Origin of the sequence: Allobosea sp. FBZP-16 (genome assembly GCF_002831785.1) — a bacterium.
Taxonomy (GTDB): Bacteria; Pseudomonadota; Alphaproteobacteria; order Rhizobiales; family Beijerinckiaceae; genus Allobosea; species Allobosea lupini.
The window spans coordinates 150391-163562 of sequence record NZ_LNCQ01000055.1 but is presented as its reverse complement, the minus strand read 5'-3'; the positions used below and the strand labels follow the sequence as shown (position 1 = coordinate 163562).

Below are 13172 nucleotides of genomic sequence, written 5' to 3'. Positions count from 1 at the left end.
CCTGATCCATGCGCGCACTCTACACCGCCGCCACCGGCATGATGGCCCAGGAACTCAACGTCCAGGTCATCTCCAACAACATCGCGAACGTCCGCACCACCGGCTACAAGCGCCAGCGCATCCATTTCCAGGACCTGCTCTACGAGCACGTCCGCCGCGCCGGTACGCAGACCTCGGACCAGAATACGCAGGTTCCGGCCGGCACCTTCGTCGGTTCCGGCGTCAAGACCGCCTCGACCGGGCGGGTGATGAGCCAGGGCAACCTGTCCCCGACGGAGAAGGAATACGACGTCGCCATCCGCGGCGAGGGCTTCTTCCGCATCCAGATGCCGGACGGGCGCACCGCCTATTCGCGCGACGGCTCGTTCGATCTCGACAGCCAGGGCCGGCTGGTCACCCGCGACGGCTATCTCGTCCAGCCGGGCATCACCGTCCCGAACAACGCGACCGGCGTCTCGATCAACGCGCAGGGCACCGTCGAGGTGAACCTGCCCGGCCAGACGGCGCCGCAGCAGCTCGGCCAGATTCAGCTCTCGCGTTTCATCAACAAGGTCGGCCTCGAATCGATCGGCGACAACCTGTTCGTCGAGACGGCCGGCTCTGGCCCGGCGATCGACGGGCTCGGCGGCGAGGAAGGCTTCGGCACGCTGCAGCAGAACTATCTGGAAGAAGGCAACGTCCAGGCGGTCACCGAGCTCTCCTCGCTGATCGCGGCCCAGCGTGCCTACGAGATGAACTCGAAGGTCATCTCGGCCGCCGACCAGATGATGCAGTCCACCACCCAGATCATGCGCTGACGGAGGATGAGCCAGATGATCCGCTCCGCTTTCATCGTCGCGACCCTGACGGCGTTTCCCGCCATGGCGCTAGCCCAGGCTCCGGCTCCGGTCGAGGAGCGCGCACCCACGGCAGCGCCCGCTGCAGCCGCCAAGCTTAGGCTGAAGGCCGATCTCACGCTGTCGCGCGACATCGTCGGCTTCGGCGACATTATCGCCGGACTGTCGCCGCAGAATGCGGCCCTGCCGGCCTTCCGGGCGCCTGCGCTCGGCGACACCGGCACCATCCAGGTCGCCCGCATCGTCGACGCCGCGGTGAAGCACGGGCTCCTGCGCGATGCCCAGGATCTCGACAGCCAGGGCGTCGCCCAGGTGGTCGTGACCCGCGCGGCGCGCCGGATCACCGGGCTCGATGTCGAGGCCGCGGTGAAATCGGCCCTGCTCGAGCGTTTCGGCTTCGACGGGCGTGCCTTCGCGCTGCTGCTCGACGGTGGCGCGCCGTCAGTCGTGGTCGAGCCGGAACTGACCGGAGACCTCGCCGCCCTCGACCTGAACTACGATGCGCGCACCCGCCGCGTCACCGGCCGGCTGACCATGCCGGGAAGCGCCGCGACCAGGCTGAAGCCGGTGCGTGTGTCGGGCCAGCTGGTCGAGACGGCCGAAGTGGTCGTGCCGCTGCGCACCATCGCCCGCGGCGAGACGCTCAAGCCCACCGACGTCACGGTCGAGCGCCGGCCGCGCGATGCGCAGTTCAACGACGTGCTCGGCGAGATGAAGGCGGCGGTCGGCAAGGTCGCCAAGCGGACCCTGATGGCCGGCTCGGTGCTGCGCAGCGGCGACGTCCAGCGCGAGGAGGTCGTCGGGCGCGGCGACATCGTCACCATCCTCTACGAGGCGCGCGGCATCGTGATCAGCATGCGCGGGCGCGCCAGCGAAGCCGGCGCGGTCGGCGACACCATCGCGATCACCAACATCCAGTCGAAGCGCGTGCTGCAGGGAACCGTCACCGGTCCCGGGCGCGTCAATGTCAGCCCGCATGGCGGCGGCCAGATCGCCGCCGCTCGCTGATCCCCATTGCTCAAGTTGCGGACCGTTGCCATGACCTCGACCAGCCCTCTCGCCCTCCCAGCCGTGCTTGGCCTCAGCCTGATGCTGGGCGCCTGCGGCGCCGTCGACCGGCTCGCCAATGTCGGCCAGGCGCCGGCGCTGTCGCCGATCGAGGACCCGACCGCAACGAAGGGCTACAAGCCGGTGCAGATGCCGATGCCGGCGGTGGAGCACGCCTCCTACGCGCCGAACTCGCTCTGGCGCACCGGCTCGCGTGCCTTCTTCAAGGACCAGCGCGCCCGGCTCGTCGGCGACCTCGTCACCGTCAAGGTCAAGGTCACCGATCGGGCCCAGCTCGACAACACCACCAAGCGCAGCCGCAAGAACGGCGAGGATCTCGGTGCCGAGAATTTCTTCGGGGCTGAGAGCAAGTGGAAGAAGAATGCCGATCCCAGCTCGTTCCTGAAACTCGACTCGGATTCTTCCAGCGAGGGCTCTGGCTCAGTGCGCCGGGCCGAGCAGCTCGCCACCAATGTCGCTGCCGTCGTCACCCAGACGCTGCCGAACGGCAACCTCGTCATCGAGGGCAAGCAGGAGATCAGGGTCAATTTCGAGGTGCGCGAACTGATCGTCGCCGGCGTGATCCGTCCGGAGGACATCGAATCCGACAACACGATCGATTCGGCCAAGATCGCCCAGGCCCGCATCGCCTATGGCGGCCGCGGCCAGATCACCGATGTGCAGCAGCCGCGCTACGGCCAGCAGGTGATGGATATCCTGCTGCCCTTCTGAACCGATCCCGAGTTTCCGGCGCGACGGCAACGCTCCCCACGTTCCATGCCTTCGCGCCGGCCCGGCGGTCTCTCCCGAGCCGCCATTCCTCCCGGCCGCCCGCCACGCTCCCCAAGCTACAAAAGCTGGCGGCCAGAAGCCCCGCGCCCTCCCGCGCGGGGCTTTGCTTTCCAAGATTGGATGGGCCTCGCCGGTGCTCAGCGCTGCGGCGTCGTCAGATACGCCCACATGCGGTCGAGGATGGCGCCGGACCAGGTCGCGCGCTGGGCAACCTCTGCCTCGCCGAGGATGACCCCGCCCTCGGCGATCCCTGCCGCTCGCGCCTCGAACTCGACGCGCGCCGCGTCCTCGAGATACCAGGTCAGCACCACCGCCTCTTCCAGGCTTCCGCCGGCGGTGACCGCGCCGTTTCCGCGCATGACGATGGCGCGGGCCGCAGCCATCTGCTCGGCGAGCGCGGCGGCCTGCACGTCATCGCGCAGCAGTTGCGGATCGTCCCAAAGTGGCGGCTGCGGCGCGAAATAGCTGCCGAAGCCGTGCCGCGGCTTCGGGGTGATCCGGGCGGTGCCGAGCGTCATCACCCTGGGAGGCATCGAGCGCACGACGCCGCCGACCTCCGGGCGCCGCCGATAGATCTCGCGATGGATGCGGACCTCGCCGAGCACCCCGTCGGGCAATGGCCCCTCGAGCGGGACGACGCTGCAGCTATCCTCATCCGCGACCAGTCCGAGCGGCTTGGCCGGGGAGACGAGGAAATGGCCCTGGTCGAGGCGCATGCTGCAATGGCCATAGGCATGGACGAGGCCATGGCGCGCCAGCGCACGCCCGGCCTGCCGGACCAGATTCTCCTGAGCGGCGCTCGGCCGCGGCGATGTCGGGCTCACTTGTTGAATTCGGTGATGTTGGGCTTGGCGCCCCATTTGCAGAAGCCCTTCGGCTCGAACATGAACTGGCGCTCGCGCCAGAGCAGCTCGTCGGCGATCTCGCGCACGCCGCTGGAATATTCGAAGACCATGCCCTCCGGCCCTTCGAAATAGAGGAATTTTGCCGAGGAGGTCGGGTGCCGGCCGGGGCCGAAGACCATGCGCACCTGCCGGTCCTTCAGGAACTGGTGCGAGCGCATGATGTCGTCGCCGGTCTCGACCTGGTGGTTGATGTGCTGGATGCCGGGCTTCGCCGAGGGAAACAGCGCGATGGTGTGATGGACCTCGTCGATGCGCAGCAGCGGCGCGTCGCCGATGCGGTCGGAGACCTGCGCATTGGTGACCTTGGTCCAGAAGGCTTCGTCGCGGGCGAGATCGCTGGAGCAGAGGCCGACATGGCTGAAGCCGGTGATGCCGGCATCGCGCGCGCCGTGATAGCGCCGCCCGCTATAGGCCGGGCGCCAGGCGAGCTCGATCGGATTGCCGGTCGGGTCGCGGAAGGCGATGAAATCGTGGACCTTGCGCAGCGCCGCCTCCGAGGCGGTGCCGCGCCGGACGGGATGGCCGAGGCTTTCGAGCTGCGCTGCGGCCTCATCGAGATGAGATTGTTCTTCCACCTCGAAACAGACGACCTGGTCGCCCGGGTCGCCCTCGAAATAGCAGAGCGTGTGCTCGCGCGCGTCCGACTTGAAATAGACCGAGCCCTTGGCGCGCTCGGCGACGTCGAGGCCGAGGTATTCGGTGGCGAAATGGGTCGCGCCCTCGAGGTCGCGGGTCCCGAGCCGGACATAGGAGACATCGGCTAGCTTGATCATGGTCGCTCCCTCCTGCCGGCGCGGCGCCGGCGAAGACGCTTCACTGGTATTCGGGAATCTGCGTGTCGCTGCCCCAGGCGCAGAAGGAGTCGCGCGTGCGCGGGAACTGCCGGGCGCGGCGAGGCGAGGCGAGGCGCTCGCCCTCCGCGACATAGGAGAAGTTGACGCCGTCGGGGCCGGCGACGCTCAGGAAGAGCTGCTGCGAGGCGGTGCGCCGGCCGGGGCCATCCATGATGCGTGCCTGGGCGCCACGCAGATGGTAGGCGTTCTGCATGACGAGATCGACGTCCTCGACGCCGAACTCGACGGAGAGGATGCCCTTCTCTTGCGAAGGATGCACGGCGATCCGGTGATGCGCCTCGTCGAAGCGGATATAGGCGGCGTCGCCGACCCAGTCGCTGACCTTGCCGCCGAGCAGTCTGGTCCAGACCTGCTGGTCGGAGGCATCCGGCGCGCCGCGCAAGGCGATCGCTTCCAGCCCGGTGATGCCGGCATCGCGCGGACCGTGATAGCGCCAGCCGGACTCCAGCGGCCTGACCACAAGCTCGATGTCGTAGCCTGCCGCCATCCTGAAGGAGACGAACTGCCGGACTTTTCTGATGGCGCAGGCCTCGGCATCGCCAGGCGTGGTGGCGAAGCCGGCGCCCTGCAGCAGCTTTTCGGCATGGGCCAGCGCGTCGGAATCGCGCAGCTCGAAGCCGATCGCCTGGCCAGCCTCGAGCCCGTCTACATAGACCAGCGTGTGGTCGCGATAGTCCGAGCGGAAATAGGCCGATGTCTCGGTGCGGTCGACGAGCTGGAGACCGAGGATGCGGGAGGCGAAATCGGCGGCGCCCTTCAGATCGGCGGTGCCGAGCCGGACATAGCGCAATTGCTCGATGGTGATCGCGTCGCTCATAGCCCGAGATGCTCTTTCTGGAGGTCCTTGTCGGCCAGCAGGGTCGCCGACGGTCCGTCGAAGACGACGCGGCCATGGTCGAGGACCAGCGCCCGTTCGGCGAGCGTCAGCGCCATGGCGAGGTTCTGCTCGGCGATCAGCAGGGTGTAGCCCTCGCCGCGCAGGCGCCCGACCGTGCCGATGATGACCTCTTCGATGGCGCGAGGCGAGAGGCCTTCGCTCGGCTCGTCGAGCACGATCAGATCGGCCTGCGTCAGCAAAGCGCGCGCGATCGCCAGCAATTGCCGCTCGCCGCCGCTGAGCGCGCCGCTGGAGAAGGAGCGGCGCTCGGCAAGGCGCGGGAAGTCCTCGTAGATGCGCTCCTTGACCCAGCGCCGGTTCGGCTGCTTGCGCGACCACAGCGCCGCCATGGTCAGGTTCTCGTCGACGGTGAGATTGGCGTAGACGCCGCGCCCCTGCGGCACCAGCGCGACGCCGAGCCGGGCGATGCGGTGCCCCGGCCAGCCGGCGACCTCCTGGCCCTTGATCGCGATCCGGCCGGTGACCTGGGGCTCCAGCCCGAAGAGGGCCGAGCAGAGCGTGCTCTTGCCGGCACCGTTGCGGCCGAGCAGCGCCACGGCCTCGCCATGCGCCAGCGAGAAATCGACGCCGTGCAGGACGCGCACGCCATCATAGCCGGCATCGAGCCCGGCGATCTCGAGATAGGTGGCGGCGGACGCTTGTTGCTGTGCCTGCGCGGACATCATGCTGCCTCCCCGAGCGAGGCGCCGAGATAGGCGGCCTGCGCGCCCTCATGCGCCTTGATCGCGTCGGGCGTATCGCAGGCGATCAAGCGGCCGAGATCGAGCACCGCGACGCGGTCGCAGACGCGAAAGACGATATCGAGATCATGCGCGATCAGGATGGTCGAGAGGTCCTGGCCGAGCGTGCGGACGACCTCGATCAGGTGTTCGCCCTCGGCGCGTGAGAGACCGGCGGTAGGCTCGTCGAGCAGGAGTACGCGCGGGCGCATCGCCAGCGAGACCAGCACGTCGACGATGCGCTGCTCGCCATAGGACAGGCCGGCGACCGGCAAGTCGGCTCGATCGCGCAACTGGGCGCGCGTCAGCAACGCGTCGGCGGCTTCATCCGCTGCGGCGACGGCCTTGCGGCTGCCGAACCAGCCATAGCCTTCGCCGCTTCGGGACCGTGCTGCCAAGGCAAGGTTCTCGCGGACGCTGAGCTCGGGGAAGGCCATGCTCTTCTGGAAGGTCCGGACCAGCCCGGCGCGGACACGCATGTCGGGCTTTGCCCGGGTGATGTCCTCGCCGGCGAAGTCGACGCGGCCCTGATCGGGGATCAGGAAGCCGGTGACGATGTTGAACAGGGTCGTCTTGCCGGCGCCGTTGGGGCCGATCAGGCCGAGGCATTCGCCCTGGCCGAGCGTGACCGAGACATCGCTCAGCACCTTCAGCCCGCCGAAGGATTTGGCGACGCCCTCGATCGCGAGGGCGGGAACGGCGTTCGCGCTCATGAGCGGCCCTCCGCATCATTGCGCCGTCCAAAGGCCGCCTTAAGCCCGGCGACGACGCCCTTCGGCATGATCATCACGGTCAGCACGAAGACGAGGCCGACGACGAGCTGCCAGCGATCGGTGTAGGACGAGACATAGGTCTGGATGCCCAGATAGATCGCCGAGCCGATGAAGGCGCCATATAGCGAGCCGACGCCGCCGATCACCAGCATGATGATCATCATCGCCGACATCGTCCAATGCACGGCATTGGGGCCGACATACTGGTTGACGAAGGGATAGAGCGCGCCGGCTGCGCCAGCGATGGCGCCGGAGGCGAGCAGCGCCATCAGGCGGATGCGCGGGATCGAATAACCGAGCGCGCTCATCCGGAGCTGGCGCTCGCGGGTGCCGAGCAGCGCGCGCCCGATCGGCGCATCGACGAAGGAGCGGGCGGCAAGGAACGCGACGAGCGCCAGCACCAGTGCGGCGAGATAGAGCGCGACGCCGTTGTTGAGCCGGATCGTGGCGAAGCCGGTGTGCAGGGTCAGCACCGGGAAGCCGCGCAGGCCGTCGGCACCGCCGGTGACCTCGCGCCAGTGGAACACAACCTCCCAGACGATCTGGCCGACGATCAGGCTGAGGATCAGGAAGAACAGGGCGATGGTGCGCATCACCACGACGCCCATCAACAGCGCCGCCGCCATGCCGGTGGCGATGCCGACCGCGAGCATCACCACGACATCGGCGCCGAGCGTCTGCGCGGCGATCGCGGCGGCATAGGCCGCGCCGCCGAAGAAGACGGCATGGCCGAGCGAGACCAGCCCGCCGAAGCCGACCAGCAAATCTAGGCTGAGCACGGCGGTGCCGATGATCAGGATCTCGGCGAGGAAACGCAGCTGGTAGTCGCCGGCGAAGAGCAGGGGAGCCGCAGCGGCGAGCGCAAGCAATGCCAGCCTCGCGGCCATCGGCAGGCTGCGCCGCTCACTGGCGGGGCGCGCTTCCACGCGGCCGGTCCCGTCGGTGATCGAGCTCATACCTGCCTCATCTTCCTGGCGACCAGGCCTTCGGGCAGCGCGACCAGCAGCGCGGCCATGACGGCGAGGGCGACGACGTTGGAGAATTCCGGCACCCAGACCTTGGAGAAGGTCATGGCGAAGCCGAGCAGCAGCGCGCTCAGCACGGTGCCGCGGAAGGTGCCGAGCCCGCCGGCAACGACGACGATCAGCGCCAGGATCAGCACCTCCTCGTCGAGGCCGGGATAGGCGGAGAGGATGCCGGCGCCGAGCGCGCCGGAGATGCCACCGAGGCCGGCCGAGATCACCAGCACCGCCGTGAAAATCCGGCGCGTGTCGAGGCCGAGCGTCTCGACGAAGCCGCGATCGGTGACGCAGGCCCTGACCACCGCGCCCCAGATCGTGCGGTCGATCACGAACCAGAGCGCGAAGGCGAGCGCCGCGCCGAAGCCGATGATGAAGAGCCGGTAGATCGGGAACGGCATGTCCATGATGAAGACGACGCCGCGCAGCGCTTCCGGGATTTCCGCCGAGAGGATCTGCGCGCCGAAACCCCAGCGCATCAGGTCGGCGAAGATCACCGACAGGCCGTAGGTCAAGAGCACCTGCATCAGATGGGTTCGTGCGTAGAACTGCCGGAACGGGAAGCGTTCCAGCAGGAAGCCGGCAAGGCCGGCGGCTACAAAGGCGACCGGAAAGGCGAGCCACCAGGGCGCGCCCGAAGCCAGCCAGTAGACGCCGACATAGGCGCCGAGCAGGAAGAAGGAGCCGTGGGTCAGGTTGACGAAATTCATCAGGTTGAGCACCACCGACAGGCCGAGCCCGGTCAGCAGCAGCAACATCGAGAACGACAGCGCGTTCAGGCTCTGGACGGCGTAGAAGCCCACGGGAAAGCTCCTTCGTAGACCTCAGGCCACCGGGCCCGGATCGCGCACGGCCTTGTAGGTGTGAATCACCTGGTTGACCGGGCCGCCGGTGCTGTCCTTGATCTCATTGACGTAGATGTCGAGGATCGCCTGGTTGTTGCGCGGATCGAACGGCATCGGCCCGAACACCGTCTCGACCTCCTTGGCGAGCAGCGCCTCCTTGACCTTCTCCTTGTTGGAGAGATCGCCCTGGACGCGCTCGATTGCGGCCTTGATCACCTGGCCGGTGACATAGCCGGCCGTGCCCATCTCGCCGGGCATCGCGTTGCGGGCGGCCTGATAGGCCTTGGTGAAGGCGGCCGAGCTCGGCGCCGTCGGCGATTGGTTGCAGGTGTTGAGCCCGCCGAGCGCCGCTTCCTTGACGGCCGAAACCACGTCTTCCTGATCGAACAACGCGCCGCTGCCGATCAGCTTGACCTTGCCGTGCAGGCGGTACTCGCGCATCTGGCGCAGGAAGCGCACCGCGTCCGAGCCGGCGAAGAAGGAGAAGATGAACTCCGGCTTCTCGGCCGCGATCGTCGTCAGCAGCGGCCCGAAATCGGTGGTGCCCAGCGGCGCCCAGAGCTGCTTGCCGACCTTGCCGCCCTGCTGCTGGTAGCTCGCGACGAAATCGCCGACGGATTCGCGGCCGGCGGCGTAGTCGGCGGCGATGGTCAGGCAGCCGGACTTGCCGAGCTTCTCGAAAGCCCACTGGCCGGCGGTGTGGCCGAGCATCCAGTTGGTCTTGGTCGGCCGGAAGACGAAGGGGCTCGCCGCCTTGCGCGCGAGGTCGTTGGCCGAGCCGGCCGAGATGAAGGTCAGTGCCTTGGCCTCCGTCACCACGTCGCGGACGGCGAGCGCTACCGCCGAGGAGATCACCCCGGAGACGATGTCGACATTGTCCTGCCCGAGGAGCTTGCGGAACTTGCGCACGCCCTCGTCGGGCTTGGCCTGATCGTCCTCGACGATCAATTCGACGGCGCGGCCGGCGAGCTTGCCGCCATTCTCGGCCAGGAACATCTGCATGCCGGCGCGCATGCTCTCGCCGAGCGCCGTGAACGGCCCCGACAGCGAGGTCACCATGCCGATCTTCAGCGGCTTGCTGGCGCCCTGCGCCAAAGCGGGCGCGCCGATCGCGCCTGAGAGGGCGGTGGCGCCCGCAGTCGCGAGGAGGCTGCGGCGGGACAGCGGAAAGCGCTTGGTCATGGGACGTCCTCCAACGGGGCGATCTTGGTGCCACTCGATTGGCCGGCATCCGATCAGAACGGCTTTGGCCTGTCAATATTATTTCGATATTTTTTCGACGGACTGAATCCGCCTCCGTGCGATCTCTTATGGAGAATCCCTCTAATTATAGGAACTAAAGAGATTTTGGTCGGCCATGGTCATTGCTATCAGGATTGTAATTTCGAAATTTGATGCTAGAGAGGGCTATCGACAACAGGAGCTGCGTGCTTCGGAATGTCCACATCCGACAAGACCCTCGCCGACAGGACCTACCGCCAATTGCGCGGCGATATCGTCAACGGCCGGCTCGCGGCCGGTAGCAAGCTGAAGCTCGAAGGTCTGGCGCAGGACTATGAGGTCGGCATGTCGCCGCTGCGCGAGGCGCTCGCCCGCCTGATGGGCGACCTGCTCGTCGTCTCGGAAGGGCAGCGCGGCTTCTGGGTGGCGCCGCTCTCGCTCGACGAACTCGACGACGTCTCCCGCGTCCGTGCCCTGATCGAGACCGAGGCGCTCAACGCCGCGATCCGAAATGGCGATGCGGCGTGGGAGCGCGACGTCGCGGCGGCGTTCGAGGCGCTGGCGGCGGTCGAGGAGCATCTGCCGCATACCAGCGAGGCGCTGCCGCCGGAACAGCTTGAAACCTGGGAAGCGCGCAACCGCGCCTTCCACGCCGCTCTGGTCTCGGCCGCCGGCTCGCCGATGCTGATCAAGCTGCGCGACCTGCTCTACCAGCAGTCCGAGCGCTATCGCCGCGTCTCGCTCAACGTCTCGCGCGGTTGGCGCAACGTCCATGACGAGCACCGCGCCATCTACGACGCGACGATGCAGCGCAACGCGCTGCGGGCCTGCCGGATGACCGAACTGCATCTCTCCCGCACGGCCGAAGAGGTGCGCAAGGCGATGGCCGCGCTGGCGCGGGACGACGACCAGGTTTCCGGAGGCAAGGCGTGAGCGGTTTTGATCTGAGCGGCCAGACGATTCTGGTCACCGGCGCGGCCGGCGGCATCGGCGCGGTGACAGCGCAGGTTCTGGCGGTTCTTGGTGCCAGGCTCGTCCTCACCGACCGCATCTCCTGCGAGGCGACGATCGCGGGGCTCGGCGAGAAGGCGGGCGCCGCCCGCGAGATCGTCATCGACCTGCTGGACAATGACGCGCCCCGGCGCCTGTCGGAGCAGGCCGGGGCGATCGATGCCGCCGTCCTCGGCGCCGGCATCTACCGCCCGCTCGACTGGGATGACGATGGCTGGGACGAGGTCGCCGAGACGACGCTCTCGCTCAACCTGATGGCGCCGATGCGCCTGGCGCGCGAGCTCGTGCCCGCCATGGCGGTGCGTGGGGGCGGGCGAGTTGTCCTCGTCGGCTCGATCGTCGCGGCGACCGGCGGCTCCTTCCCCGGCGTCGGCCCGCATTACGCGGCGTCGAAGGGTGGCCTGCACACGCTGGTGCGCTGGCTCGCCGCCCGCTTCGGAGGGCAGGGCGTGCTGGTCAACGGCGTCGCGCCGGGGATCACCGACACGGCCATGGTCGGCGTCCACGATCTCTCGGCGGCGCTGGCGAAGCATCCGCTCGGCCGGGCCGCCCGGCCGGAGGAGATCGCCTGGCCGATCGCTTTCCTCTGCTCACCGGCGGCGAGCTTCGTCTCCGGCGCCATCCTCGACGTGAACGGCGGCGCGATGATGCGCCCATGACGACATGACCAGACCGGGAGTGAGACGATGAACAGCGCCGTTCCGCGCTACCAGGGCGCTGCCGCCAGCGCCGAGACCGCCCGCCTGTCGCATTTCATCGACGGGCGCTTCGTGCCGGCCGGCCGCAGCAGCTTCGAGAACCGCCACCCGGCGACTGGTGAGCTGATCAACCTCGTGCCGGAGGCCGACTCGGCCGCGGTGGACGACGCGGTCAAGGCGGCCAGGCGCGCCCTCAAGGGCCCGTGGGGCAAGATGAGCGAGCAGCAGCGCTCCACCACCCTGCGCAAGGTCGCCGACGGGATCATGGCCCGCTTCGACGACTTCCTCGCCGCCGAGGTGCTCGACACCGGCAAGCCCAAGAGCCTCGCCTCGCATATCGACATTCCGCGCGGCGCCGCGAACTTCAACGTCTTCGCCGACCAGGTGCTGACACTCTCGACCGAGACCTTCCGCATGGCGACGCCTGACGGGGCAGGGGCGCTGAACTATGCGATCCGCGGGCCGCGCGGCGTCATCGCCGTGGTCTGCCCGTGGAACCTGCCGCTGTTGCTGATGACCTGGAAGGTCGCGCCGGCGCTCGCCTGCGGCAACACCGTCGTGGTCAAGCCCTCCGAGGAGACGCCGACCACGGCGACCCTGCTCGGCGAGATCATGAACGAGGCCGGCGTGCCCCCCGGCGTCTACAATGTCGTGCACGGCTTCGGCGAGGACAGCGCCGGCGAGTACCTGACCAGCCATCCGCTGGTGGATGGCATCACCTTCACCGGCGAGACCCGGACGGGCGAGGCGATCATGCGCGCCGCGTCGAGGGGCGTCCGTCCCGTCTCGCTCGAGCTCGGCGGCAAGAACGCCTCGCTGGTCTTCGCCGATTGCGACATGGACAAGGCGATCGAGGGCGTCGGTCGCGCCGTCTTCGCCAATTGCGGCCAGGTCTGCTTGGGTACCGAGCGCGTCTATGTGGAGCGGCCGATCTTCGCTGAGTTCACGCAGCGGCTGAAGCTGGCAGCGCAGAAGCTGAAGCCCGGCAACCCCTTCGAGGCCTCGACCACGCTCGGCCCGCTGATCAGCCAGGTCCATCGCGACAAGGTGCTGTCCTACTACGCCAAGGCGAGGGCGGAGGGTGCCGAGATCGTCACCGGCGGCGGCATCCCCGAGCTGGCGGCGCCGTATTCCGCCGGCTCCTTCGTCGAGCCGACGATCTGGACGGGCCTTGCGGAGGATTCGGCGGTGATGCGCGAGGAGATCTTCGGGCCCTGCTGCAACATCGTGCCCTTCGACGAGGAGGATGCCGTGATCGCGCTGGCGAACGACAGCCCCTACGGCCTGGCCACCTCGATCTGGACGCAGAACCTGACGCGGGCACATCGCGTCGCGGCGCAGGTCGAGGTCGGCATCACCTGGGTGAACTCCTGGTTCCTGCGTGATCTGCGCACGCCGTTCGGCGGCTCGAAGCAATCAGGCATCGGCCGCGAGGGCGGCGTGCACTCGATGGAGTTCTACACCGAGCTGCGCAACGTCTGCGTCAAGCTCTGAGGGCTCTTCGCTTTCTCCATCGCACCCGGCGCTCGCAAGCGATCGCCGTCTCCACAAGCG

At 68.1% G+C, this 13172-nt stretch carries 14 protein-coding genes; 6 read left to right on the top strand and 8 right to left on the bottom strand.

The features are described from left to right. The first annotated feature begins 8 nt into the window (after window positions 1-8). Genes flgG through flgH form a run of 3 tightly spaced genes read left to right on the top strand, consistent with a single transcriptional unit; the run spans window position 9 to window position 2615 of the window. A complete protein-coding gene (flgG, locus tag CXY91_RS27540) occupies window positions 9-797 on the top strand; it encodes a flagellar basal-body rod protein FlgG (RefSeq protein WP_100965120.1) in 789 nt (262 codons plus the stop codon). A 15-nt stretch (window positions 798-812) separates the two neighbouring features. Continuing rightward, the gene (flgA, locus tag CXY91_RS27535; protein WP_158673613.1) at window positions 813-1844 is read left to right on the top strand and encodes a flagellar basal body P-ring formation chaperone FlgA; all 1032 of its coding nucleotides are present in this window, start codon (window positions 813-815) and stop codon (window positions 1842-1844) included. 30 nt (window positions 1845-1874) lie between these two features. Next, window positions 1875-2615 (top strand): flagellar basal body L-ring protein FlgH, encoded by a 741-nt coding sequence (gene flgH, locus CXY91_RS27530; protein ID WP_091840897.1) that lies wholly within the window; start codon window positions 1875-1877, stop codon window positions 2613-2615. 197 nt (window positions 2616-2812) lie between these two features. Here the strand turns inward: flgH and CXY91_RS27525 are convergent, their stop codons facing one another. Genes CXY91_RS27525 through CXY91_RS27490 form a run of 8 tightly spaced genes read right to left on the bottom strand, consistent with a single transcriptional unit; the run spans window position 2813 to window position 9870 of the window. Further along, the gene (locus CXY91_RS27525; protein ID WP_248307661.1) at window positions 2813-3499 is read right to left on the bottom strand and encodes a class II aldolase/adducin family protein; all 687 of its coding nucleotides are present in this window, start codon (window positions 3497-3499) and stop codon (window positions 2813-2815) included. Next, window positions 3496-4353, bottom strand: a complete 858-nt coding sequence (locus CXY91_RS27520) for a VOC family protein (protein WP_091840903.1) — start codon at window positions 4351-4353, stop codon at window positions 3496-3498. Before CXY91_RS27520 ends, CXY91_RS27525 begins: the two co-directional genes overlap by 4 nt. A gap of 40 nt (window positions 4354-4393) precedes the next feature. Beyond that, window positions 4394-5251, bottom strand: a complete 858-nt coding sequence (locus tag CXY91_RS27515; RefSeq protein ID WP_100965114.1) for a VOC family protein — start codon at window positions 5249-5251, stop codon at window positions 4394-4396. Continuing rightward, on the bottom strand, window positions 5248-5994 hold the full coding sequence (locus tag CXY91_RS27510) for an ABC transporter ATP-binding protein (RefSeq protein ID WP_100965112.1): 747 nt from the start codon (window positions 5992-5994) through the stop codon (window positions 5248-5250). The genes CXY91_RS27515 and CXY91_RS27510 overlap by 4 nt, the downstream gene beginning before the upstream one ends. Beyond that, window positions 5994-6764 carry an ABC transporter ATP-binding protein gene (locus CXY91_RS27505; RefSeq protein WP_100965110.1) on the bottom strand — a complete coding sequence of 257 codons (771 nt, stop codon included), beginning with the start codon at window positions 6762-6764 and terminating at the stop codon, window positions 5994-5996. Before CXY91_RS27505 ends, CXY91_RS27510 begins: the two co-directional genes overlap by 1 nt. Further along, complete coding sequence (locus CXY91_RS27500) at window positions 6761-7780, bottom strand: branched-chain amino acid ABC transporter permease (RefSeq protein WP_100965108.1); 1020 nt, start codon at window positions 7778-7780, stop codon at window positions 6761-6763. The genes CXY91_RS27505 and CXY91_RS27500 overlap by 4 nt, the downstream gene beginning before the upstream one ends. Beyond that, a complete protein-coding gene (locus CXY91_RS27495; RefSeq protein ID WP_100965106.1) occupies window positions 7777-8646 on the bottom strand; it encodes a branched-chain amino acid ABC transporter permease in 870 nt (289 codons plus the stop codon). The genes CXY91_RS27500 and CXY91_RS27495 overlap by 4 nt, the downstream gene beginning before the upstream one ends. 21 nt (window positions 8647-8667) lie before the next feature. After that, window positions 8668-9870, bottom strand: coding sequence for an ABC transporter substrate-binding protein (locus CXY91_RS27490; RefSeq protein WP_100965104.1), 1203 nt, complete (start codon window positions 9868-9870; stop codon window positions 8668-8670). A gap of 255 nt (window positions 9871-10125) precedes the next feature. On the opposite strand from CXY91_RS27490, the gene CXY91_RS27485 reads away from it, so the two are divergent. From CXY91_RS27485 to CXY91_RS27475, 3 genes are read left to right on the top strand one after another with little or no spacing between them, the layout of a single operon-like run. Then, window positions 10126-10842: a GntR family transcriptional regulator gene (locus CXY91_RS27485; protein WP_100965102.1), complete on the top strand. Its 717-nt coding sequence runs from the start codon at window positions 10126-10128 to the stop codon at window positions 10840-10842. After that, complete coding sequence (locus tag CXY91_RS27480; protein ID WP_158673612.1) at window positions 10839-11579, top strand: SDR family NAD(P)-dependent oxidoreductase; 741 nt, start codon at window positions 10839-10841, stop codon at window positions 11577-11579. The genes CXY91_RS27485 and CXY91_RS27480 overlap by 4 nt, the downstream gene beginning before the upstream one ends. Window positions 11580-11606: 27 nt before the next feature. Next, the gene (locus CXY91_RS27475) at window positions 11607-13112 is read left to right on the top strand and encodes a 2-hydroxymuconic semialdehyde dehydrogenase (protein ID WP_100965098.1); all 1506 of its coding nucleotides are present in this window, start codon (window positions 11607-11609) and stop codon (window positions 13110-13112) included. Window positions 13113-13172: the final 60 nt, after the last annotated feature.